We start from the raw sequence: 22,191 nt of genomic DNA, 5'->3' as shown, positions 1-22,191 counted from the left end.
CGATACCCTACAGTTCGATGTTCATGCCGTCCCAGCTCACTTCGATGCCGGCGGCGGTCAGACTTTGCCGCTCTGCCGAGTCTTCATTGAGGATCGGGTTGGTATTGTTAATGTGGATCAGGATCTTGCGTTTGGCGGGCAAGGCGCTGAGCAGGGCCGCCAGCCCGTGCTCTTCCGCTAGCGCCAGGTGCCCCATATCCTTGCCGGTGTTGCGCCCCACGCCGGCGTTGGCCAGCTCATTGTCGCGCCACAGCGTGCCGTCGATCAGCAGGCAGTCGGCGCGGCGCAGCCAGGGCATCAGCGCTTCGTCCGGTTCACCGAGGCCCGGCGCATACAGCAGGCCGACCCCGCGCGCGATATCTTCGATGAACAGCGCCACATTGTGGCCCGGCAGCGGGCGATCGCGGTACGGCGAATAGGGCGGCGCGTTGCTGAGCAATGGAATGGCGGTAAAGCGTACGTTCGGGCAGACCGCCGTGTGGAACGGTTCACCGGGCGTTACCGGGTGGTGAATCAACCCGCCGTTCCAGTGGGAGAGCATGGGAAACACCGGGAAGCCGGTGCTGAGATCGTCATGCACTTCAGGTGTGCACCAGACGTGGTGCGGGCACCCCTCACGCAAATTGAGCAAGCCCGCGCTGTGATCGATCTGGCTATCGGTCAGCACGATCGCGCCGATACCGGTGCCGCGCAGCACGTCGGGATTGTTCAATTCGGGCGAAGCCAGCAGCTGATGGCAAATGTCCGGGGAAACGTTGCACAGCACCCAGTTTTTACCGTCATCGCTGACGGCGATGGAGGACTGCGTGCGGCGCGTGGCGGTGATGCTGTGGTCGCGAACGCCGCGGCAGTTGTCGCAGTTGCAATTCCACTGGGGAAAGCCGCCGCCCGCCGCCGAGCCGAGAACTTTTATCTGCATGTCTAAACCAGAAGAAAAGGGAAAGAAATGCCCGCGCGAAAGGCGGGCAGACGGGCGATTAACGGTTGGAAATGTACAGTGTCACTTCCAGCCCCAGACGCAGGTCAACAAACTCAGGTTTAGTCCAGGTAGTCATAGCGGTGCTCCTTTGCATGCATCGTGATAGTTCGAAGCCAATGAGAAAGATTCGCATTAGGCTGGTCCAATGTTGACGAAATGTGACGTAGATCGCAACCTTTAAAGCGTAACCGGGTTATTCACCCCAAGTGGCGGACAGTACGCTCAGCCAGTTGCGCCAGGTCAGCTTTTCCAGCAGCCGGTTATCGAACCCAGCCTGTGCCAGCGCTTGCGTCAGGCGCGGCAGGCCGCCGACGTCCTCCAACGGTTGCGGTACGTTGACCCCGTCAAAATCAGAGCCAAATCCCACGCGATCTTCACCAAGTTTAGCGATCAAATACTCAACGTGTTTAACAATTTCTGTGAAGTCAGTCGTTGCACTGTCACGCTTTCCGTCCACCCGTAGAAAGGCGGTGCCGAAATTGACGCCGACCATCCCGCCGCTGTGAGCGATGGCGTCCAGCTGCGCGTCGGTCAGGTTGCGCGGCTGCGGGCAGAGGGCATGGGCGTTGGAGTGGGTGGCGACCAGCGGTGCGCGGCTCAACGCGGCGGTTTGCCAGAAGGTTTTCTCATTCATGTGCGAGACGTCGATCATGATGCGGCGGCGGTTGCAGGCACGGATCAGCGCCTCGCCGGCCGGCGTCAGGCCGGGGCCGGTATCGGGTGATCCGGGGAACGGCCCGCTGACGCCGGTACCGAAGGCGTTCGGCAGATTCCAGAACGGCCCGATGCTGCGCACGCCCAGCCGGTAGAAGGCTTCCAGCTGCGTCAGCTCCGTATCGATCATACCCGCGCCTTCGATATGCAGCACCACAGCGATTTGCCGGTTGAAACGGCACTGTTCTATTTCGGTGGCGGTGCGGCAGATGCGCAGCCGCCCCTGAGAGGCCTGTTCCAGCTGATACATGATAGCTATCTGCCGTTCGGCAATTGCCAGCGGATCGAAGGCGGCCTGCGCCGCGTCCAGCGTTTGGTTGCGTATCTGGGCGATATAGCTGACCGGGGGAATAAACACCGCGAACAGCCCGCCGCAGAATCCGCCGCGCCGCATGCGGGAAAAATCGAGGTGGCCCGGCGTGACGCGGGAATAAAAGGCGGCGACCGGATCGTCGTCGTGCTGCAACCACAGGTTGAGCAGCAGATCGTTATGGCCGTCGAACACCGGCCAGAGAGGGGGAAGCGTCATGGGCGTTTCACTGAATCAGGCATCATGAACGCTATGTTGTATTATTGCGCAATACCTGGCAAGTTTTCACATTATTCAATTAAGTAAAACACTTATAAAATAACAGATAATGGAGGTGGGCGCTTGACGTCAATTTTACTTTTGGCAAAATAAATTTTAGCCTAAAGCGCTTATTATAAGCGGAAATCTTTGCACGCATTCCATTTTTATTGGAATAATTTCTTATTGTTATTTTATCTACCGCAGCTTATTTGGAGTGAATTGTGAGCGATTCTGGGATTGAGAAATATAAGGACATGGATGCTTTGATGGCGGATTGGTACACAAGATTATGCAATGCTCAAACGGGGCACTATGTGTGTTCGGAAAGGTTGTATCGGAGAGCTGATTATACAGGCTATTTATTGATTTTTAGCTCAACGATTGTGACGTCATGTTTTTTTCTGCAGGCCGAAGGTGGGTTAAAACTCACGCTATTTTTCATCAGCGTGCTGTCAGCGGCATTGTCGGGCATCGTGTCGTTCGGCCGCTTTGCTGAGAAAGCCGAGTTGCATCGTTCGGCCGCGAGCTGTTATGGGAAATTAAGACGGCAGCTCGAGAACCTCCGTTCAAAAAAATCAGGGCTGCAAGATGATGACATGATTTCAAAATTGAAAGTATTGCGTATTGAGTGGGAGTATATATCTGAGAACTCACCACTGACACCTAAGTCAGCATTAGTGCGAAACTGATTAAGGTCTTATTGTTCGGCATGCATTTTATTGATCTGTTCTCTGGCGGCAGACGGCCAACACCAGCTGCCGCAGCCAGCGGTGATCCGCCTCGGCCTCCAGGCGCGGGTGCCACATTTGCGAGACGGTGATAGGCGGCGTTTTTACCGGCAGTTCGAACATGCGCAGCGGGCCGTCGGCCGGTTGGGCCTGCAAAAAGGAAGCGGGCAGCAGCGCCAGCAGGTTCGAGGCCTGCGCCACCGCCAGCGCGGCCGGAAAGCTCGGCACCACGGCGGCGATATGGCGCGCCAGCCCCAGCTCCGCCAACGCGGCGTCTACCGGCCCGAGGATGCGCCCGCTGCGCGAGGCCACCACGTGGCCACAGGCGGCGTAGTCGGCGGCGCCGATCTCCAGCTGTTGCGCCAGCGGGTGTGATGTTCTCATCACGCCGACAAAGCGATCGCGAAACAGCGCCTGCAGGCGGATTTCCGGGCCCATCTCGCCCAGCACGCCAATCTCCAGATCGATCCGGCCTTCGCGCAGGGGGCGGTCGCTCTTCTCCGGCTTAGGCGCAAAGCGCAGTCGCACCCGCGGCGCCTGCCACGCTGCCCGTCGTCAGCAGCGCATCGAGGGCGATCAGCAGGTTAAAGTCAGGGTCGGTCATGCGTGCGTATCCTGTCGTGCAGAACATGGGAGAAGGCGTTTGATGCAGTATATCAGCGTAAGCGCTGCGTCACTTGCTATCTGATGGGCGATAAAAAAGCCGATAACCTGGGCAGTTATCGGCTTTTAATGCGCAGTGGCGGAGGGTTACGCCGGCAGCTGCTGTGCGGTTTTCTCGACCAGCGCCAGCAACAGCTTGATGTCTTCCAGCGTGACGATCGGGTTCAGCAACGTCATCTTCAGGCAAGTCACGCCATCGGACTCGGTCACGCCGACGTTGGCGCGGCCCGATTCCAGCAGGGCGTCACCGATGCGCTGGTTGAACAACGCGACGGCCGCGTCGCCCTTCGCCGCCAGCTGCGCAGGGCGGTAGCGGAACAGCACGCTGGCCAGCTGCGGCTGCATCACCAGTTCCAGCGACTCCTGATCGGCGATGTAACGCGCCACCTGTTGTGCCAGCGTGACGCCATGATCGATGATCTCGGCGTATTGCTTCTGCCCCAGCGCTTCCAGCCCCATCCACAGCTTCAACGCATCGAAGCGGCGGGTGGTTTGCAGCGATTTGGAAACCAGGTTCGGCACACCTTGCGCCTCGTCGAACTCGGAGTTCAGGTAAGCCGCCTGGTAACGCATCAGCTCATAATGGCGCGCGTCTTTCAGCAGGAAGGCGCCGCAGCTGATGGTCTGGAAGAACTGCTTGTGGAAGTCCAGGGTGATGGAATCCACCAGCTCCAGGCCGTCCAGGTAGTGGCGATACTGCTCGGAGAGCAGCAGCGCGCCGCCCCAGGCCGCATCCACGTGTACCCAGATCTGCTGCTCTGCCGCCAGCCGCGCGATTTCGCGCAGCGGGTCGATCGCGCCGGCGTCGGTGGTGCCGGCGGTGGCGACAATCGCCATCACCTGCTCACCGTTGGCTTTAGCTAGCGCCAGTTTTTCCGCCAGATCGTTCACGTCCATGCGGGCGAAGCGATCGGTTTTCACCAAGGTGACTGACTGATAGCCGAGGCCCATCAGCGCCATGTTCTTCTGCACCGAGAAGTGGGCGTTTTCAGAGCAGAACACCTTCAGCTTGCGCAGATCGCCCACCAGGCCGTCCTGCTGCACGGAGTGGCCCTGACGCGCAAAGAACGCGTCGCGCGCCAGCATCAGCCCCATCAGGTTGCTTTGCGTGCCGCCGCTGGTGAACACCCCGGCGTCGCCGGACGAGTAACCGACCTGGTCGCGCAGCCACTCGATCAGCTTCATTTCGATCAGCGTGGCCGACGGGCTCTGATCCCAGGAGTCCATGCTCTGGTTGGTGGCGTTGATCAGCACTTCGGCGGCCTGGCTTATCACCAGGCTCGGGCAGTGCAGGTGCGCCACGCACTGCGGGTGGTGCACCGACAGGCTGTCTTTCAAAAAGTACTCGATGGCGCGCTCGATCGCCGCCTGGTTGCCCAGGCCTTGCGGGGTGAAGTCGAGCTTGATGCGCTCGCGCAGTTCGGCAACGCTTTTGCCCTGATACATCTCGGGTTGCTGCAGCCACTGCACGACGGCTTCACTGCTTTGCGCGATCGCCTGGCGATAAGCCTCGGCGCTGTGCGCCGAGGAAGCCAGAATCGGGTTTAACTTGGACATCGCGGTCATTCGCTCCAATCAGACTGGCTTGACGCCGGCGGCCAACAGCGCCTGCTCAAATTTATCCAGGAAAATACCCAGCTCATCATTGGTGATCAGCAGTGAAGGCAGCAGACGCAGTACGCAGCCGTTACGCCCACCGCGCTCCAGGATCAAACCGGATTCGAAGCATTTTTTCTGCAGCAGCGCAGACAGCTCGCCGTCGGCCGGGTAGCAGCCCATGTGATCCTGCGCTTCGTTCGGCTTGACGATCTCGATGCCGATCATCAGGCCCAGACCGCGGACGTGACCGATCACCGGATAACGTTTCTGCAGATCCGCCAGTTTGCCTTTCAGCCATTCGCCCTGAGCGGCCACTTTGTCGGCGACCTTGTGCTCTTTCAGGTATTGCAGGGTGGTCAGGCCGGTGGCCATCGCCAGCTGGTTGCCGCGGAAGGTGCCGGTGTGGTGACCCGGTTCCCAGGCGTCGAACTCTTTCTTGATGCCCAGCACCGCGAGCGGCAAGCCGCCGCCGACCGCTTTCGACATCACGATGATGTCCGGCTCGATGCCTGCGTGTTCGAAGGCGAACAGCTTGCCCGTACGGGCGAAACCGGCCTGAACTTCGTCGATGATCAGCAGAATGCCGTGTTCACGCGTCACTTTGCGGATGCGCTGCAGCCACTCGGCCGGCGCCGGGTTAACGCCGCCTTCGCCCTGAACGGCTTCCAGGATCACCGCCGCCGGCTTACGCACGCCGCTTTCCACGTCGTTGATCAGGTTGTCGAAGTAGTAGGTCAGCGCCTTGACGCCGGCTTCGCCGCCGATGCCCAGCGGGCAACGGTATTCATGCGGATAAGGCATGAATTGCACTTCCGGCATCATGCCGTTGATCGCCGCTTTCGGCGACAGGTTGCCGGTGACCGACAGCGCGCCGTGGGTCATGCCATGATAGCCGCCGGAGAAGCTGATCACGCCGGAGCGGCCAGTGTGCTTTTTCGCCAGCTTCAGCGCGGCTTCAACCGCATCGGCGCCGGACGGGCCGCAGAACTGCAGGCAATACTCTTTGCCTTCGCCCGGCAACAGAGAAAGCAGGTAATCGGAGAAACGATCTTTTAACGGGGTCGTGAGATCGAGAGTATGTAACGGCAAGCCGCTGGTAATGACATTTTGGATGCTTTGCAGGACGTCGGGGTGATTATGTCCAAGAGCCAACGTTCCCGCCCCGGCCAGGCAATCAAGATATTGATTATTCTCAACATCAGTGATCCAAACGCCCTGGGCTTTCGCAATTGCCAACGGCAATTTGCGCGGATAACTCCTAACATTCGACTCAAATTCGGCTTGGCGCGCCAAATAGGTTTCATTGTTTCCGTTTAATGAGTTTGCAACTAAAGTATCAATACGGACTTTATCCGTCATCATATCTCTCCTACAACCGAAGGTCTCAACACGCTACGATTGAATTAATGAATTAGAAAAGTAACTGCCTTGTGAAAAGCGCGACCAATATATGGCTTTTTCGCCTGGGACTCAATAGCCGATTTTGTTTTGAATTGTTTAGTTTTTTCTTAGGCTCATCAATATGTTGTTGATTTATTGACCGTTGGTTTTGCCGGCAAAAAACAACATATTGTTAACATGGCGTGAAAAACCGTTCCGCCGCCAACCTGACGGTTTCTTTAATGCATTTATAATTAAGGTAAATTTCCGGCTAATAACATAAATAGAAAATAGCGGCTTATTTTTATCTATTCACCACCTTAAGTCCTATAGCGTTTATATACACAAAAATTGTGATGAATATAAATGGCCAACCGTTAAAAGCGCAGTATCCAGATTGGTGATTTCTCTCAGATTTCACGTAGCGCGATCAAAAAAGCGTGATTTTTACGCAGCGCCGGCCAATTGACCGGCGCCGTTGTTGTTAACGTTGCCGTAACCAGGCGTGGTAGCGTTGCAGGATGCGGCGGGTGCGCCACCGATCGACGATCAGCGTGAACAGCGGGGAGTAGCGCACGCTGCGTGGCCGATTGTCACTCAGCGCCCGCATGCGGCGTTTGACCAACGCCATGCGGGCGAGCGCCGCCATCGTTTTATTTCGCCAGGTAACCGGCGCGGGCAACGCATGAGGGGCGGCGCCGGTTTGCCAGCGCCGCGGCAGATCGGGCACTTCCGCCATGGCGGTGGCGATGCCGGCCACCGCGACGCCGCTGTCCAGCACCTGTTGCGCCACCGCCGGGCGAGCGATGCCGCCGGTAGTCATCACCGGCATGCGGGCCACGGCGGCGAGATCGCGGGCGAAGGTCAGAAAATAGGCTTCGCGCGCCAGAGTGCGGCCGTCCGCCGTTTCGCCTTGCATCGCCGGGCTTTCATAGCTGCCGCCGGACAGTTCGATCAAATCGACCGGCAGATCGTTCAACATCAACACGACCTGCCGGGCATCGTCTGCGGAAAACCCGCCGCGCTGAAAATCGGCGGAGTTCAGTTTGACCGCTACGCAAAAGCCCGGTGAAACCCGCGTGCGCACCGCGCGCACCACCTCCAGCAACAGGCGGGCGCGGTTTGCCAGTTCGCCGCCCCAGCGGTCGCTGCGCTGGTTGGTCAGCGGCGACAGAAATTGAGAAATCAGGTAGCCGTGCGCCGCGTGGATCTCAACGCCGGTAAAGCCGGCCTGTTCGGCGGCGTGTGCGCTGGCGGCGAAGCGCGCGATGACCTCGGCGATCTGCGCTTCATTCATGGCCTGCGGCTGGGCGAACAGTTTGCTGTGCTTGCCCATCGCCAGTGGGATAGCGGAGGGCGCCCACGCGTTGCCACCCATGTTCGCCATCACCTGACGCCCCGGGTGGTTGAGCTGCATCCACACCTGCGCGCCGCCCTGGCGCGCGGCCTTGGCCCAAGTTTCGAACGGCGCAAGCGGCGTATCCTGTTCCAGCACCACGCCACCGGGGCCGGTCATGGCGCGGCCGTCGATCATCACGTTGCCGGTGATGATCAAACCGGCGCCACCCTCGGCCCAATAGCGATATAAACGCCACAGCGCGGGGCCGGGCAGTTGGTTCCGGTCGGCCAGATTCTCTTCCATCGCCGCCTTGGCCAGACGGTTGGTCAAGCGGCTGCCGTTGGGCAAAGTCAGTGGGGTAAACATCGGGTTTGCGCTCCTGTCGCAAGGGGAATGGCGCTATACTAGGTTTAAAGTTAACTTTAAGGTCAATAGGGCATGAAGATCGGAGAATTGGCGGAGCGCGTCGGGATGGCCGCCTCGGCGATACGTTACTACGAGCAGCAGGGGCTGCTGCCGAAAGCGGTGCGCGGCGTCAACGGCTACCGGGTGTATAGCGAAAGCGCGCTGGAGCGGCTGCACCTGATCCAAATCGGCCAGAATCTGGGGTTTTCGCTGCAGGCGATTCGCGGGGTATTGGCGCTGCAGGGCAGCGCTTATGAGGAGGGGCTGATACAGGGCGTCGATGCCCGTTTGGCGGAAATCGAACGGATGATGGCGACGCTGAATGAGCAGCGAGAAGCGTTGCTGGCGACCCGGCTGACCTTGTTGCAGTCCGGCGTGGCCGGGCTGTGCCGCGCAAAAGATGAAAAGCGGGCCGGCGCGTTGCCGGCCTGCAAATCTTAACGCCGTTTGAAGGCCGATCGGCCGGCATACTCGGCGACGGCACCAAGCTGATCTTCGATGCGCATCAGCTGATTGTATTTTTCGATGCGTTCGCCGCGGCTCGGCGCGCCGGTTTTCAGATGGCCGGCTCGCATCGCGACCGTCATATCGGCGATAAAGCTGTCGACGGTTTCGCCGCTGCGGTGCGAGATAAAGGTGCCCCAGCCGTTCGCCTGGCAAAGCTGCACGGCGGCGAAGGTTTCGCTCAGCGTGCCAATCTGGTTCAGCTTGATCAGCGCCGCGTTGGCCAGGCGTTCATCAATCCCGCGCTGGATGTATTTGACGTTGGTGACGAACAGATCGTCGCCGACCAGCTCCACCTGATCGCCCAGGGCGTCGCTGAGCAGACGCCAGCCGGCCCAATCGTCCTCGGCCAAGCCGTCTTCAATCAGCACGATGGGGAAGTCCTGCACCAACCGTTGGTAATAGGCCGTCATTTGGGCGGCGTCCAGCTCAAGGTTCTCGCTGCGCAGACGGTATTTGCCGTTGGCGTAGAATTCACTCGAGGCCGGATCCATGCAAATGGCGATATCTTCTCCCGGCCGGTAACCGGCTTTTTCTATCGCCTGCACGATCAGCTCCAACGGTTGCCGGTTAGAGGCGACCGCCGGCGCGAAACCGCCTTCGTCACCGACGCCGACCGACAGGCCTTTGTCCAATAGAATTTGGCGCAGTGTCTGATAGACTTCGCTGCCCCAGCGCACGGCCTCGCGCAGCGACGGCGCGCCCAAGGGGGCTATCATAAACTCCTGAAAATCCGCCCCTTGCCAGCGGGCATGCACGCCGCCGTTGATGATATTCATGCAGGGTACCGGCAGCAGGTTGGCGCCGATGCCGCCTAGATAACGATACAGCGGCAGCTGCGACAACTGCGCCGCCAGGCGGGCGGCGGCCAGAGAAACGCCGAGCAGGGCGTTAGCGCCCAGGCGGCTTTTGTTCTCGCTGCCGTCCAGCGCGATCAGCCGGCGGTCTATCTCCTGTTGTTGGCGCACATCCACCCCGCGTAGCGCCTCATTGATCGCCGTTTTGACGCTTTGCACCGCTTCCAGCACGCCTTTGCCGCCGAAACGGCGCGGATCGCCGTCGCGATGTTCCACCGCTTCGCGCGAACCGGTGCTGGCCCCGGAAGGCACCGAGGCCCGTGCCACGGCGCCTGCCGCGCTCATTTCGACTTCGACGGTCGGGTTGCCGCGCGAATCCAGGATCTCTCTGGCGGTTACGCTTTCAATCTCATAGCTCATGGGGAGTCACCTCGCTTCTAGGGAGTGGGAACGTGTTTTATCAGCACGTCGATGGACAAGTGATTAATGAACTCGAAGCCGAAGGAGGCATAGACGCCAAACGGACGGTTCTGGTGGCCGAGCAGCAGCAGATCGACGCCTTCACGTGCAATCAGAGCCTCGACGTCTTTGAAGCGATGGATGCTGACGATCGATCGCACCTCCAGCGGGACTGCGCTGTCCTCCACCAGACGGCTGAGCATGGCTTTGGCGGCGATCACCTCGCTGGACTGACGATCTTTGGTCAGCGAATCGCTGAGGTAATCCAGTTCGGCGTAGTCGGCGCTGATGTGCGCCACGGTAATGCGCGTATTCATCCGTTGATTGAGGCGTTCGGCATGGCGCAACAACAGCCGGCCGTCGCGTTCGTTCTGCACCAGCAGTAAAGCGTGTTGGTAGAGTGGCATGACTTATCTCCCTGCGTTAGCAATCTGGCGGGTTAACCACGGTAAAACCTCTTTTTTCCGGCTCGTCATGCCGGGCAGCGATACCTGACGGGCGTCGAGCACCCGGTTCGACGAAAAGTAAAGGGTGGAGCGGCCAAGCGTGATGTCGGTAACCAGCAGCGCGGCCATCTCCAGCCCGGCCTCCTGCTTCGCGTGTTCAAGCGCCTGTTGCAGCGCGGGCAGCAGCGGCTCGATGTCGCTCATTGCCCTCACTTCGATCTGCGACAGCAGCAGCGAGACGCTCTGGATGCGGTAATGCTTGGCGTCACGGTGCAGCAACTGCGGCGCGGATTGCCCCGAAAGGTCGGTCTTGGCGGCGATCAGGCCGGCGGTGAAGGCGTCATAGTCGACATGAGCAACTGCGCGTAACCGTTCGGCGGCCAACCGATCCAGCTCGGTGGTGGTCGGGGCGCTGAGCGCGACGGTATCGCTCAGGATGGCGCCCAGCAGCAGCGTGGCCTGGGCGGCGGAAAGCGGCATCGGCCTTTCCACCGTCAGGATTTGCAGAATGACGGTGGCGCAGCAGCCGACGGCGCGGATCCAGACATCGGGCGGGTTGCGGGTGATCAACGTGCCCAGCCGGTGATGATCGATAACGCCGACCACGTCGCTGTGCGGTAATGAGGCCGGGCCTTGCTCGGCGTCGGTAAAATCGACCAGCCAGACTTGACGATCGCGGAGATCGTCTTGCAGCAGTGGGGGGGCTTGCACGCCGGCGGCGGCCAGGATGTAGCGAGTTTCCGGCGTCAGCTCGCCGAGGCGGAAAGCCACGGCCGGCTTGCCGAGATGATTGAGCCAGTCGGCGACCACCAGCGCGCTGCAGATGCTGTCGCTGTCGGGATTTTTATGGCCGAAAACGTACAGGGGCCTCTCGCGCTCGACGGCATCGGGCTGGGAGGGAAGACGGGTAAAACATGACATTTGATCCATAGCGACTCCTGACATACCTGCCTAAAAAATAAAGCGAAGTTGTATATCAGGCGTCATCATCCGGTTCGAGCGAACCGGCGGTTGGGAAAGGTGGAACACCATCACCTTGCGAATGACTGTAGCGCAGCGCGGCGGCAAACGCAACGCCCGGCAAAGCTGGCGAGAATGCGCAATCGGATTGATACTGAGTGAGTCCATGATGGACAAGGATATTTACCGCTTAACCGGCGGATACGCTGAACTGACTCACGCCGGCCGGATGCGCCGGATCTGTCTGAGACACAATGGGAGACAACATGCTCGAACCCTGCTTCCCCGAAAACGAAGCCGAACGCCTGTCGGTATTGAATTCGCTGAACGTGCTGGATTCGAACTCGGTGGAAAAACTGGATCGTATTACACGGCTGGCGGCGAAATATTTCGGCGTCACCATTGCGCTGGTGTCACTGATCGACCGGGATCGCCAATGGTTTCTATCGCGCTACGGTCTGGATGCCCGGGAAACGCCACGCAATATCTCGTTTTGCGGCCATGCCATCTTGCAACGTGAAGCGCTGGTGGTGCCCGACACCGCCAACGATCCGCGATTTTTCGATAACCCGCTGGTGATCGGCGGGCCGCGAATCGGCTTTTACGTTGGGCAGCCGCTGTTGTCGCTCGACGGTTTGCCGCTCGGTACCCTGTGCATTATCGACAGCCAGCCGCAGCCGTTTTCCCAGGAACAGGTGGCCGACCTGCACGATTTCGCTGCCGTGGTCGAGGAGTACCTGCAGAGCATTGAACGCCACGTCTATACCGAAAACCTGAAGTCCAACCTGCAGCGCTCGGAAGCCTTGTTCGAACAGACCTTCGCCCAGGCGGCGGTGGGGATGGCGCTGGTCTCGCTGCAGGGATACTGGCTGCGGGTCAATCCGCGCATCTGCGAAATGCTGCACTATTCTGAGCGCGAACTGATGGATCGCACCTTTCAGGACATTACCTATCCGCTCGATCTCAATACCGACCTGGAAAAACTGCAGCAGCTGCTGAGAAACGAGATCAGTACCTATTCACTGGAGAAACGCTATTTTCGCGCCGATGGTTCGATCGTCTGGGTGCAGCTGACGGTGGCGTTAAACCGGCTGCCGAACGGTAAACCGGATCATTTCATCTCGGTTATCGTCGATATCAGCGAGCGCAAGGCGGCAGAGGCCGATCTGTTTGCGCTACAGCACGAGCTGGAACAACGCGTTGAAATTCGCACGCGCGAGCTTAACGTCGTGGTCAAGAAGCTCAACGAGGAGATTGAGACTCGGGTGCTTGCCGAATACCAGCTCAGCACGGAGAAGGAGCGCCTGCGCGCTATCACTGACAACATGCCGGCCTTAATCAGCCAAATCGACGCTAATGAACGCTACCTGTTTGCCAACAGCGCCTATAAAACCTGGTTTGGCCTGGAAGAGAGCCGCCTCAGGGGGATGACGGTGCGCGATTTTATGGGGGAGAACGTTTATCAGATAGCGAAACCGATGATAGACAGAGCGTTGGCGGGGGAAATGGTGAGCTTCGAAAATGAGCTCCAGACCCAACGGGGCCTGTTGATGATCCACACCACGCTGGTGCCGTGTGACGCTCAGGGGTTTTACATTCTTTCCATGGACATTACCGAGTTGAAACGCCTGCAGCAACGGCTGGAGTACGATGCCACACACGACATGCTGACCGGGTTGACCAATCGCCGCGCCTTTCTGCGTCGGTTGTCCGGCACATTGCAGGCCTGTTGCGAACAGCGGCAGATGGCGCTGATATTCATCGATCTCGATGGTTTTAAAGCCCTCAATGACAGCCATGGCCATGACTTCGGCGATCTGATCCTGAAGACGTTCGCCAGGTTGCTCAGCGCCTGCGCCGGCGAACGCCATAGCGTTTCGCGCCTGGCCGGCGACGAGTTCACGGTGATCCTGTGGCCGTTGGCGGATCCGCGGCGCGAGGTCAGCGAGTTTTGCGAAAACGTGTTGGCGCGCCTGGCCGATATTTCGCAGATCGGGCCGCAGACCGTGAGCCTGTCCGCCAGCCTGGGTGCGGCGATTTCCTCGCACAATGACGTGACGGAGGAGATGCTGTTGGCCCGTGCCGACGGCGCGATGTATCAGGCGAAATTGGCCGGAAAGGGTACTTACGCCATCTGCGAGTTGTGAACGTGAAATGATGACCGTCTCGAGGTAAGCTGTTTGTTCTTTTCCTGTGGCCAGTACTCCGGATTTATTGCATGGCGTCAAATCATCAACATGAAGACTGGTTGGAACTGCGGCGTGATGACGAGACCGGCATTGAGAGCGTTAACGCCCACTTTCAGGGGCATGCCTACGATCCTCACGATCATGATGAAATGCTGGTGGGCGTTACGCAGCAGGGCTTGCAGCGTTTCAATTGCCACCGCTCGCTGCATACCAGCCGGCCGGGGCGCGCCATACTGATCGAGCCGGGTGCGGTGCACGATGGTCATGCGCCGCAGGCCGAAGGGTTTACCTATGCGATGCTCTATTTGCCCCAGCATTGGGTATCCGCGGCGATGAACCGCCGCGGATTGGGCGACGCCTCGGTATTGGAAGGCGCGTTCCACAGCACGCTGACGGAGGATCCGATTCTGGCGTCCGCGATTCAGCAGGCCTTTTTTGCCCTTCATCATGGTGAAGGGCGGCTGGCGCGCGATCAGAGCCTGGACCATCTACTGACGCTTTTGGCGCGGCATATTCGCGTCATATCGAGTCCCCAATGCGATGACGCTATGATTGAGATGAATCGTCTACGGGACTATCTGCATGCGCATATGGCGGATAATCCCAGTCTGGATGACCTGGCGCTTCAGTGTGGTCTGGACCGTTTCCGTCTGACTCGTCAATTTACTCGGGCTTTCGGCCAGTCGCCGCATGCTTATTTGGTTCGGTTGAGGCTGCGAGCCGCGCGGTTGTTGCTGGCGCAGGGGGAAGAACCGGCGCAGGTCGCCATGCAGGTGGGATTTGCCGATCAGAGCCATTTGGGCCGCTGGTTCCAGCGTGCCTATCGTTTATCGCCGGCGGCTTATCAGCGCCAGTGCACAAACGTTCTATACCGCTGACTCGCCGATCTTCGATGATGTGCTTTTAAGAGCACAACGGAGTAGAGCGAAATATGTTTGATACCAAGATAGCGTTTATCGTGCGTGACGATCTGCAGACCTGGCAGCGGTTGAATGTGGTGGCCTTTCTGGCGACGGGCATCGCCGCCGCCGCTCCGGAAATCATCGGCGAGTGCTACGTGGATGCGCAAGGCAGACGCTACGGTGGCATTTCTGGGCAGCCGATGCTGATTTTTGCCGCAGATCTGCCGGGTTTGCAAAATGTGCATCGCAAAGGGCTGGAGCGGGAATTGACGCTGATCCCCTATGTGCACGCCATGTTTTCGACCGGACACGATGAAGCCAACCGACAGGTTTTTCTCGCTGAGGACGCGGATAATCTGGATTTGGTTGGGTTGGCGCTACGCGGGCCAAAAAAAGCAGTGGACAAAGCGATCAAAGGGTTAGCGCTTCACGGGTGAAATGCCACTATGGCGGCATTCTCGGCACGCTAATATAAATAAAATTATTGAGCGCCGGGTTAAATAATCAAACAGGCGATTATTTAACCCGGCAAGTAATATGCTATTTATCCTATTAGGCGAGTAAAAACAACTATACTGAAACAGTTTCCCGCCTCGTAGTTATTCCTTTAAAGCTGAAACTTGATGATAAACCGATTTAATCACTGTTAAATCAATGAGGTTTATATGAAAACAGTTTTGCAGCATATCGAGAGAAATAAAGAGAGCTACGCCCAACTTCCGCTATTTGAGTTTCTGCGCGATGAACGGCGCACGCCGCAGGAGCGGTTGGCATTTCTGCCGCACATCGCGTTTTTTATTATGGCTTTTTCCGATCTGAATAAGTTCGTGCTGCGTGACGAAACGCCATCTATCGATAGTTATCAACGTAAAGTCAATGCGCACACCTATGAAGATGACCATCACTGGCCGTGGTACCTCGAGGATCTGCACAAACTCGGATACAACCGCTCCGCTACGCTGGCCGCACATTTGGAAGGGCTATGGAGCGACGGCACTCGGGAGAATCGGCTATTGACCTATCGGCTGTGCGCGCTGATAAGCAGCCTCAGCGGGCTGGAGCGGATCGTGGTGATTGAGGCCATCGAAGCAACCGGCAACGTGCTGTTTGGGTTGACGACACCGCTGGCCAACCGAATTCAGCAGGCAACCGGCGTTGAACTGCGTTATTGCGGCGAATTTCATTTAGCGCTGGAGACCGGCCATGCCCAGCATCAGGGGCAGGATGATCTGGCCGAGACGACGTTGACCGATGCCGTCAGGCAACGTTGCATTACCCATGTCGATCGCGTTTTTGCCTGGTTCGGCGATTTTACGCATGAGATGCTTGCGAACATCAAGGCGTCTGAAAGATTGGCAAACCCGTGCTAGGTCTGAAAACTCTGCAGCCAGACGGCGAATTTCCTCACCACCTCATCGTCCCGATCGCGCAGCAGCAGGGAATAGATGCCGGTTCTGATGGTCAGCGTCGGGAACGGCGAGACCAGCCGGCCGGCCGCCAGGTGCTTGGCGCAGAACAGGTAAGGCACGACGGCCAGCCCCAGGCCGTCCTCGGCTGCCTGAATGGCGGCGAAGGTATGATCGAGCGTGAGCGGCGGCGGTGAGGCGTCCAGCGCCGTCGGGTAAGCATTCAGCCAGCTGCGCCATAAATCCTCACGGGCGCGGATGCGAATGGCGGTATGGCCGGCGAGATTGCCCGGCGCAATGACCGGCATGGCCTGCAAATAGCTCTGACTGCAGACCAGCAGGCTGTCTTCCTGCAGGAAAGGGAGCGCTTTCAACCCAGAGAAGTGCGCTGGATCGCGCCGGATCGCCACGTCAAACGGCGTATTGCGATCGATGGCGCCGATGCCGGTGGTGATATCAATGGCGACTCCCGGATGAATGTCATTGAACGCCGCCAGCTTCGGCATCAGCCAGTGCATGGTGAACGTCGGCAGGCTGTGCACCACTAGCCGCGGCAGGCCGGCACTCTCTTTCAGCGCGCTTTCCGCGGCAAACAATTCGCTTATCACCCGGGAGGCGGAACAGGAAAAGTTCTCGCCGGCCTGCGTCAGCCGCACGGACTTATGCCCGCGATAAAACAGCTTGATTCCCAGCTGTTCTTCCAGGCTGCGAATATGACGGCTAATTGCGCCCGTGGTGAGAAACAGCTCATCCGCAGCGGCGCTGAAGCTGCCAAGACGGGCGGCGGCTTCGAATGCGGACAGGTGCGGCAGGGAGTGGACTTTTTTCATAGGTTGAGTTTAGCTCAACCAAATGAGGGACGAAAGATCGTTTGTCAGCCGTTGATTTTGCTCACTATTATGGCGCATCCTTCCCGCGTTGCCGAGCGTGCCATGTTAAGCGTTGTCCCGTCTGTTATCCGTGTTAGTCGAGTCATCCTCACCTATCGATGGGCTGAGGGGCGGCACTGAATGCGGGCTTTCTATCTGCTTTGCGTGAGCCGGGCGGGCCTCTGTCTGGGCACCATGATGTTCGCCGGCGCGTTGCCGACCGTCCGAAACGAGTGGCAGCTCGACGCCGCCTCCGCCGGCACGGTGCAGACGGTGTTCAGCCTCACTAACGCCCTGGCGTTGCTGGTGGCTTCCTGGTGGTGCGATTCGTTGGGCGCGCGCCGGGTTTATCTGCTGTTCTCCTGGCTGGGCGCCGTGGCGTTGGCGTTGTTTGCCGCCTTTGCTCATTCGTATGTCGGCGCGTTGATATTGATGGCTTTCGTCGGCCTGACGCAGGGCGGGGCCTATACGCCGGCGCTGCTGTTGGCGATGGGAATGAACGGCCCGGCGCGACGCGGGTATGCCATCGGCCTGGTCCTGGCGGCCAGTTCGTTGGGATATTTCCTGTCGGTTTTCATCGCCGGCTGGAGCGCCATGCGCTGGGGATCCGGCGTGGCCTTCTCCCTGTGTGCCGCCGGCGCATTGCTGGGGGCGCTAGCCGGTTCGTTGGCCTTGTCCAGCTATCAGGAGCCGCGCCCGCACACCATGGGAAGGAAGGCGAAGCGTGAGCGCTATGGCATCACCTATGTGACCCTGCTGTTGCTGATCGGGTATATCGCCCATAGTTGGGAGCTGCTCGGCAACTGGGCCTGGGCGCCAAGCCTGGTCAGTGAAGCATTGAGCGGTTTCCCTCTGGATCCGCTGAGCGCCGGCTTGATCGTTGCGGCGGCGATCCACCTGGCGGGCATGCTCGCCACGTTGATTGTCGGCACCGTTTCCGACTATTTCAATCGCGCGTCGGTGCTGATGTTTATGGGCGCCGCCGGTGCGCTGGGATCGCTGCTGATGGGGTGGTCGGCGAGCTGGGGACCGGGCTGGACGCTGCTGGTGGTCAGCCTGGGCAGTTTCTTTATCCTCGGCGACTCTGGCGTGCTGTCGGCCGCCATGGCGGACAATGTGCCGCCGCAGCAGCTCGGCAGCGTGATGGGTTGGCGATCGCTGTTGGGATTCGGCATCGGTTCCTTCGCCCCCTTATCCTTTGGCGTCGTGATGGATGCCACCCAGAGCTGGAGCACGTCTTATGCCGTGTTGGCCGGCGGCGGTGGGGTAGCCTGTCTGGCGGCCTGGCTGCTGTGGCGTGAGGCGCGAGCATCATCAGATGAATGAGACAAAATCACGCATTGTTATCGCACTCTCCCATTACGGATTAGCGTTGTAACGCGCTCAACGTCGCTGCAGTTTTTTGCGCGGTCGGCGAGGCTCTTATATATTTAGTAGCATGCCTGAGGCAGGTTAGGCATGACGCGACGGCCGCTGGCCGCTGCAAGTACGACAGTTAATCCGTTCGCCAAGAGGCTGCGAGCCGGTGCTTTCGGTAGGGACAGCCGCCAATCGTTTTTACGGCGACCGAAGGCGGAGCAGCTACTCACAGGTCACGAGGACACTTACCATGCATAAGAGAACACTGGCGTCACTGCATTACGAAAACATGCCTTACGATGGGGTGCACTTTCATATTTTGAAACGGGAGACGCCTGGCCATACGGCGTTGCTGAAGCTGGATGCGGGCAGCCGACAACCGGCGCGCTTTCATCCGGGGTGGGTGAAGCTGATGGTGTTGAGCGGTGAGATGAAGGTTGACGATCAAACGCTGCAACCTCATGAAATGTTAATTATTCCCGCCAATACCGCCTATACGGTGCAGGCTATTACGGAAGTGATTTGTCTGGCGATTTCCGAACTGGACGGCGCCGAACTGGCCCGTTGATGGGATAACGGCAATGGATAGAGGAGAGCCTAGGCGCTCTCCATATCCATTCAGCGTTGAGCCGCCCCCCAGGCTGAGCTGTCTGCTGATTGATGCGTACACCTCCTGACTTATGCCACCGCGCTTTCCCTTTCCATCACTTTCGGCCACGTCGCCCCCGCAACGTGCCGCCATTGCGCAGCGCCTGCGCAACGTCATCGCCTCCGTTTTACGCAGAACGATGAAATGTTGGTGTAAATAGTGTGTTTCTTCGCATAAGGCCCCTGGTGTGGCTTGCGAGAACGTCACTATATGGAGGATCATGCGACCTCTCTATCAAATAAAAGACATTCGCGTTATCAAAAGGGACAAACGACCATGGGATTCGACGTCGACAACGCCGAAATAAAACGCATCGACCTCAGCGGCCACGAAAACTCCGCGTTCGAGGTGACGGGGCTGGTGAAACACTATCCGGCGGGCTTTGTCATTCCTTACCACTCGCATAAACGCTGCCATTTGCTCTATTCGCAACAGGGCGTGATGGCGGTCGAGGCGAGCTGCGGGCGTTGGATCGTGCCGCCTACCACCGCAGTCTGGCTGCGACCGGGGGTAGAACATCAACTGGTCATGCAGAGTAACATTTGCGTTTACGGGATTTTTGTCGATGAATTCACCGCTGAGCGGTTGCCGTTGCGCGATGGCGTCTTGCAGGTGTCACCGCTGCTGCGCGAGCTGATCGCCCAGCTGGCGACGTTGGCGCCAGAGGGCGAGGAGACTAAACGCCACGCGCTGCTCAGAGCCTTGTTCCTGGAGGAACTGAGCCTGCAGCCGCAGCTGGCGCTGCATCTTCCCTGGCCGATGGAGGCGAGAATGGCCGAGATTTGCCGGCAGTTGGTCATCACGCCGGCCGACGATCGCGGCATTGAGATCTGGGCGGATTCATTGTCGATCAGTGCGAAAACCTTTCAGCGTCACTTCACTCAACAAACCGGCATCACCTTCGGCCAGTGGAAACAGCGCTTGCGGCTGCTGTCGTCGATTCCGCTGTTGCTGGCGGGCAACTCGATCATCCATGCCGCTTTCGAAAGCGGCTACGAGAGCCACAGCGCCTATTCAGTGGCGTTCAAAAAACTGTTTGGCGTTTCGCCTTCGCGCTTTACGCTATAGCCGTTCGCATCGCGCGCTTCTCCTATGGATTGAAGCAACCTAATGACGTATAAAGCAAAGCAGTCAACCGCCGAGGCCGCTTCCCGTGATAAAAGTTGTCCTGTATCTGATTCTTGCCGTGACGATCGCCATTATTGCGGCAAGAGCCATCTTTCGTTTGCCTGATATTTCCCAGCGTCCGCCACAGGCGGCATTGCCGGCAGATCCCGCTGCCCAACTGCCGGCTCGAGCCGCCGAACTGATGGCGGCACATCCGGGCCTGAGCGGCGTGGTGCCGCTGGTCAGCGGGCACGATGCGTTCGCCAGCCGCCTGGCGCTGGCGCGGATGGCGGAAAGGTCGATCGACGCTCAGTACTATATCTGGCATAACGACACCTCCGGGCAGATCCTGCTGAAAACCTTGTATGACGCGGCTCAACGCGGCGTGCGCGTGCGTCTGCTGTTGGACGATAACGGCGTCGCCATGGACGAGACTCTGGCGGCGTTGAACGCCCAGGAAAACGTCGAGATCCGCCTGTTCAACCCGTCAACGGTGCGCACGCCGAAGCTGGCCGGCTACGCCTTTGACTTTATGCGCATGAACCGGCGCATGCATAACAAGTCTTTCATCGTCGACGGCGCCGTGGCGATCATCGGTGGCCGCAACATCGGCGACGAATATTTTCAGGTCGGCGACGAAAACTATTTCCTCGATCTCGACGTGTTGAGCGCGGGCAGCGTGGTGGCGGAGACCTCCGAGGTCTTCGACCGCTACTGGAACAGCGCCTCGGTGTTTGGCGTTGAGCAGATTATCAAGGGCAAAGGCAACCTCTCGGCATTCCTGACGCAGGCCGCCGCGACCGAAAGCAGCGAACGCGCCCGCAAGCTGGCGGTGCAGTTGGAAACCAGCGCGGTGCGCTTCCGCGATGGCGCCGTACAGCCTGAATTCACGACGGTGCAGCTGGTGGCCGACGATCCGGCGAAAGGTCTGGGCAAGGCCGCGCACGATCGTTTGATGGTGACGCAGCTCGGTAAGATCATCGGTGGCGTCAACCAGCAGTTGGAGCTGGTTTCCGCCTATTTCGTACCGGGGCGGGAAGGGGCGGCCTTCTTTGAATCGCTTGCCAGGCAGGGGAAATCCATACGCGTGCTGACCAACGCGATGAACACCACCGACGTGCTGGTGGTCCATGCCGGCTACGCCAAATACCGCCGCGATCTGCTGCAGGCGGGCGTGGAACTGTTCGAGCTGAAGCTGCGCGCCGGCCAACCGACGGGGCGCAAGGAACTCAAACCGCTGGGGCTGTCCGGCGCGGCGCTGCACGCGAAAACCTTCGCCATCGACGATAAACGGGTGTTTATCGGCTCGTTCAATTTTGACCCGCGCTCGGCGCACCTGAACTGCGAAATGGGCTTTTTGATCGATAGCCCGACGTTGGCGGCCGACACCCGCCAACTGTTTGATGGCCCGCTCGAGTACGCCGCCTATCGGCCGGCATTGACACCCGAGGGCAAAATGGTGTGGAACGAAGCCTTCGAAGACGGCCACACCGAGGTACACCAGCAAGAGCCCGGCGCCGGCTGGGTAAAACGCATCGTTCTCACCGTGGCCGGCTGGCTGCCGATCGAGTGGATGCTGTAACGGCGGTGAATGCCGCCGCCGCCCGTTGAGTCAACCGTTGCAAGGGAACCAATCCTGCGCTTATCGGTTGGCTTCAGCATCACCAGAGAGTTTAAAAGTAAACAACACTGTTTCATTAACGCTGCCTGGTACCCAGCAGCTGCGTGCGATAGCGCTTTTGGTGTCGCGATAGAATTCCGGTGTGCCCGTTAGCACGATATTTCTGGCTTTACCCTTATCATCAACATCAAACGTTGCGCTCACTTCGCCTTCACGTTTTTCAGCCTTCGCAGAGGCGGAATAGTATGGCCGCTCATAAAAGACTTGTCCGTCGCATCCCAGGTTAGGCGGTTGCTTTGCCATTGGAACATTGCTGCCTGCACGCCAGGCATAGACGCAATCGTTCACCGCACTGGCTTTTTCACAGCCATCAGGTTGCAATGGCGCGCAACCGGCAAGTGCCAGGCTCAGCGAGATGAGGGTGAATCGTGACATGGCGTTTCCTGCATGTTCTATCAATCAGATAACGCATATTTTCGCTTAGCACAGGGTATTTAGAAAGAGAAATCATGCAGCTTTCGCTAGGATATTAATCATTCTTTTCT

The 22,191-nt window shown here is 58.9% G+C and carries 21 protein-coding genes, 1 pseudogene and 1 riboswitch; of the genes and pseudogenes, 10 read left to right on the top strand and 12 right to left on the bottom strand.

Features of this window, described 5'->3' with window-relative positions; translation table 11 throughout:
• Positions 1–7 precede the first annotated feature (7 nt).
• The 3 genes from pqqB to ACRAWE_RS07660 form a co-directional block, all read right to left on the bottom strand.
• Positions 8–919 carry a pyrroloquinoline quinone biosynthesis protein PqqB gene (pqqB, locus tag ACRAWE_RS07670; RefSeq protein WP_019455336.1) on the bottom strand — a complete coding sequence of 304 codons (912 nt, stop codon included), beginning with the start codon at positions 917–919 and terminating at the stop codon, positions 8–10.
• 58 nt (positions 920–977) lie between these two features.
• Complete coding sequence (gene pqqA, locus ACRAWE_RS07665) at positions 978–1,055, bottom strand: pyrroloquinoline quinone precursor peptide PqqA (protein WP_004937827.1); 78 nt, start codon at positions 1,053–1,055, stop codon at positions 978–980.
• A 117-nt stretch (positions 1,056–1,172) separates the two neighbouring features.
• Entirely contained in the window at positions 1,173–2,222 is a 1,050-nt protein-coding gene (locus tag ACRAWE_RS07660; RefSeq protein WP_432525194.1) for a dipeptidase, read from the bottom strand.
• A 263-nt stretch (positions 2,223–2,485) separates the two neighbouring features.
• Here ACRAWE_RS07660 and ACRAWE_RS07655 point away from each other — a divergent pair, with 263 nt between their 5' ends.
• The gene (locus ACRAWE_RS07655; RefSeq protein ID WP_139285523.1) at positions 2,486–2,953 is read left to right on the top strand and encodes an SLATT domain-containing protein; all 468 of its coding nucleotides are present in this window, start codon (positions 2,486–2,488) and stop codon (positions 2,951–2,953) included.
• A 27-nt stretch (positions 2,954–2,980) separates the two neighbouring features.
• Here the strand turns inward: ACRAWE_RS07655 and ACRAWE_RS07650 are convergent.
• From ACRAWE_RS07650 to ACRAWE_RS07635, 4 genes and pseudogenes are all read right to left on the bottom strand, one after another.
• A pseudogene (locus ACRAWE_RS07650) lies at positions 2,981–3,541 on the bottom strand (LysR substrate-binding domain-containing protein); the annotation flags it as partial.
• A gap of 201 nt (positions 3,542–3,742) precedes the next feature.
• Positions 3,743–5,212: a pyridoxal phosphate-dependent decarboxylase family protein gene (locus tag ACRAWE_RS07645; RefSeq protein ID WP_063919621.1), complete on the bottom strand. Its 1,470-nt coding sequence runs from the start codon at positions 5,210–5,212 to the stop codon at positions 3,743–3,745.
• Between the two features lie 18 nt (positions 5,213–5,230).
• Entirely contained in the window at positions 5,231–6,613 is a 1,383-nt protein-coding gene (locus tag ACRAWE_RS07640) for a diaminobutyrate--2-oxoglutarate transaminase (protein ID WP_071532855.1), read from the bottom strand.
• Positions 6,614–7,118: 505 nt separating this feature from the next.
• Entirely contained in the window at positions 7,119–8,339 is a 1,221-nt protein-coding gene (locus ACRAWE_RS07635) for an NADH:flavin oxidoreductase/NADH oxidase family protein (protein WP_432525193.1), read from the bottom strand.
• Between the two features lie 72 nt (positions 8,340–8,411).
• On the opposite strand from ACRAWE_RS07635, the gene ACRAWE_RS07630 reads away from it, so the two are divergent.
• On the top strand, positions 8,412–8,819 hold the full coding sequence (locus tag ACRAWE_RS07630; protein WP_211130239.1) for a MerR family transcriptional regulator: 408 nt from the start codon (positions 8,412–8,414) through the stop codon (positions 8,817–8,819).
• Here ACRAWE_RS07630 and eno read toward each other — a convergent pair.
• From eno to ACRAWE_RS07615, 3 genes are read right to left on the bottom strand one after another with little or no spacing between them, the layout of a single operon-like run.
• A complete protein-coding gene (eno, locus tag ACRAWE_RS07625) occupies positions 8,816–10,099 on the bottom strand; it encodes a phosphopyruvate hydratase (RefSeq protein ID WP_154746205.1) in 1,284 nt (427 codons plus the stop codon). The two genes, ACRAWE_RS07630 and eno, sit on opposite strands and share 4 nt — an antisense overlap.
• A gap of 17 nt (positions 10,100–10,116) precedes the next feature.
• Entirely contained in the window at positions 10,117–10,545 is a 429-nt protein-coding gene (locus tag ACRAWE_RS07620; RefSeq protein ID WP_432525192.1) for a universal stress protein, read from the bottom strand.
• Positions 10,546–10,548: 3 nt separating this feature from the next.
• Complete coding sequence (locus ACRAWE_RS07615; protein ID WP_432525191.1) at positions 10,549–11,514, bottom strand: DHHA2 domain-containing protein; 966 nt, start codon at positions 11,512–11,514, stop codon at positions 10,549–10,551.
• 40 nt (positions 11,515–11,554) lie between these two features.
• A riboswitch (Fluoride riboswitch) is annotated at positions 11,555–11,629 on the bottom strand.
• A gap of 181 nt (positions 11,630–11,810) precedes the next feature.
• On the opposite strand from ACRAWE_RS07615, the gene ACRAWE_RS07610 reads away from it, so the two are divergent.
• The 4 genes from ACRAWE_RS07610 (at position 11,811) to ACRAWE_RS07595 (ending at position 16,005) form a co-directional block, all read left to right on the top strand.
• Positions 11,811–13,691, top strand: coding sequence for a PAS domain S-box protein (locus ACRAWE_RS07610; RefSeq protein ID WP_019455347.1), 1,881 nt, complete (start codon positions 11,811–11,813; stop codon positions 13,689–13,691).
• 71 nt (positions 13,692–13,762) lie between these two features.
• A complete protein-coding gene (locus ACRAWE_RS07605) occupies positions 13,763–14,611 on the top strand; it encodes an AraC family ligand binding domain-containing protein (protein ID WP_432525190.1) in 849 nt (282 codons plus the stop codon).
• 53 nt (positions 14,612–14,664) lie between these two features.
• Positions 14,665–15,072 (top strand): DUF2000 domain-containing protein, encoded by a 408-nt coding sequence (locus tag ACRAWE_RS07600; RefSeq protein WP_019455349.1) that lies wholly within the window; start codon positions 14,665–14,667, stop codon positions 15,070–15,072.
• A gap of 228 nt (positions 15,073–15,300) precedes the next feature.
• On the top strand, positions 15,301–16,005 hold the full coding sequence (locus tag ACRAWE_RS07595; RefSeq protein WP_432525189.1) for a hypothetical protein: 705 nt from the start codon (positions 15,301–15,303) through the stop codon (positions 16,003–16,005).
• Here the strand turns inward: ACRAWE_RS07595 and ACRAWE_RS07590 are convergent.
• The gene (locus tag ACRAWE_RS07590; protein ID WP_432525188.1) at positions 16,002–16,871 is read right to left on the bottom strand and encodes a LysR substrate-binding domain-containing protein; all 870 of its coding nucleotides are present in this window, start codon (positions 16,869–16,871) and stop codon (positions 16,002–16,004) included. The genes ACRAWE_RS07595 and ACRAWE_RS07590 overlap by 4 nt on opposite strands.
• Positions 16,872–17,051: 180 nt before the next feature.
• Between ACRAWE_RS07590 and ACRAWE_RS07585 the strand changes: the two genes are divergently transcribed.
• From ACRAWE_RS07585 to ACRAWE_RS07570, 4 genes are all read left to right on the top strand, one after another.
• Entirely contained in the window at positions 17,052–18,236 is a 1,185-nt protein-coding gene (locus ACRAWE_RS07585) for an MFS transporter (protein WP_244889076.1), read from the top strand.
• Positions 18,237–18,519: 283 nt separating this feature from the next.
• On the top strand, positions 18,520–18,837 hold the full coding sequence (locus tag ACRAWE_RS07580) for a cupin domain-containing protein (protein ID WP_019455354.1): 318 nt from the start codon (positions 18,520–18,522) through the stop codon (positions 18,835–18,837).
• Positions 18,838–19,194: 357 nt separating this feature from the next.
• On the top strand, positions 19,195–19,986 hold the full coding sequence (locus tag ACRAWE_RS07575) for an AraC family transcriptional regulator (RefSeq protein WP_019455355.1): 792 nt from the start codon (positions 19,195–19,197) through the stop codon (positions 19,984–19,986).
• Between the two features lie 157 nt (positions 19,987–20,143).
• Positions 20,144–21,607, top strand: a complete 1,464-nt coding sequence (locus ACRAWE_RS07570) for a phospholipase D family protein (RefSeq protein ID WP_248004940.1) — start codon at positions 20,144–20,146, stop codon at positions 21,605–21,607.
• A gap of 60 nt (positions 21,608–21,667) precedes the next feature.
• On the opposite strand, the gene ACRAWE_RS07565 is transcribed toward ACRAWE_RS07570, so the two are convergent.
• Positions 21,668–22,081 carry an energy transducer TonB gene (locus tag ACRAWE_RS07565; RefSeq protein ID WP_071532856.1) on the bottom strand — a complete coding sequence of 138 codons (414 nt, stop codon included), beginning with the start codon at positions 22,079–22,081 and terminating at the stop codon, positions 21,668–21,670.
• Between the last annotated feature and the right edge of the window lie 110 nt (positions 22,082–22,191).

Origin of the sequence: Serratia sp. BFP-2025 (assembly GCF_050880365.1) — a bacterium.
Lineage (GTDB): Bacteria > Pseudomonadota > Gammaproteobacteria > Enterobacterales > Enterobacteriaceae > Serratia > Serratia surfactantfaciens.
This window is presented reverse-complemented; position numbering and strand designations above follow the sequence as displayed.

Bases quoted from the DNA above. Each gene is read 5' to 3' on its own strand.
- pqqB (WP_019455336.1), bottom strand. From the start codon at position 919: ATGCAGATAAAAGTTCTCGGCTCGGCGGCGGGCGGCGGCTTTCCCCAG.
- pqqA (WP_004937827.1), bottom strand. From the start codon at position 1,055: ATGACTACCTGGACTAAACCTGAGTTTGTTGACCTGCGTCTGGGGCTG.
- ACRAWE_RS07660 (WP_432525194.1), bottom strand. From the start codon at position 2,222: ATGACGCTTCCCCCTCTCTGGCCGGTGTTCGACGGCCATAACGATCTG.
- ACRAWE_RS07645 (WP_063919621.1), bottom strand. From the start codon at position 5,212: ATGTCCAAGTTAAACCCGATTCTGGCTTCCTCGGCGCACAGCGCCGAG.
- ACRAWE_RS07640 (WP_071532855.1), bottom strand. From the start codon at position 6,613: ATGACGGATAAAGTCCGTATTGATACTTTAGTTGCAAACTCATTAAAC.
- ACRAWE_RS07635 (WP_432525193.1), bottom strand. From the start codon at position 8,339: ATGTTTACCCCACTGACTTTGCCCAACGGCAGCCGCTTGACCAACCGT.
- ACRAWE_RS07630 (WP_211130239.1), top strand. From the start codon at position 8,412: ATGAAGATCGGAGAATTGGCGGAGCGCGTCGGGATGGCCGCCTCGGCG.
- eno (WP_154746205.1), bottom strand. From the start codon at position 10,099: ATGAGCTATGAGATTGAAAGCGTAACCGCCAGAGAGATCCTGGATTCG.
- ACRAWE_RS07620 (WP_432525192.1), bottom strand. From the start codon at position 10,545: ATGCCACTCTACCAACACGCTTTACTGCTGGTGCAGAACGAACGCGAC.
- ACRAWE_RS07615 (WP_432525191.1), bottom strand. From the start codon at position 11,514: ATGGATCAAATGTCATGTTTTACCCGTCTTCCCTCCCAGCCCGATGCC.
- ACRAWE_RS07610 (WP_019455347.1), top strand. From the start codon at position 11,811: ATGCTCGAACCCTGCTTCCCCGAAAACGAAGCCGAACGCCTGTCGGTA.
- ACRAWE_RS07605 (WP_432525190.1), top strand. From the start codon at position 13,763: ATGGCGTCAAATCATCAACATGAAGACTGGTTGGAACTGCGGCGTGAT.
- ACRAWE_RS07600 (WP_019455349.1), top strand. From the start codon at position 14,665: ATGTTTGATACCAAGATAGCGTTTATCGTGCGTGACGATCTGCAGACC.
- ACRAWE_RS07595 (WP_432525189.1), top strand. From the start codon at position 15,301: ATGAAAACAGTTTTGCAGCATATCGAGAGAAATAAAGAGAGCTACGCC.
- ACRAWE_RS07590 (WP_432525188.1), bottom strand. From the start codon at position 16,871: ATGAAAAAAGTCCACTCCCTGCCGCACCTGTCCGCATTCGAAGCCGCC.
- ACRAWE_RS07585 (WP_244889076.1), top strand. From the start codon at position 17,052: ATGCGGGCTTTCTATCTGCTTTGCGTGAGCCGGGCGGGCCTCTGTCTG.
- ACRAWE_RS07580 (WP_019455354.1), top strand. From the start codon at position 18,520: ATGCATAAGAGAACACTGGCGTCACTGCATTACGAAAACATGCCTTAC.
- ACRAWE_RS07575 (WP_019455355.1), top strand. From the start codon at position 19,195: ATGGGATTCGACGTCGACAACGCCGAAATAAAACGCATCGACCTCAGC.
- ACRAWE_RS07565 (WP_071532856.1), bottom strand. From the start codon at position 22,081: ATGTCACGATTCACCCTCATCTCGCTGAGCCTGGCACTTGCCGGTTGC.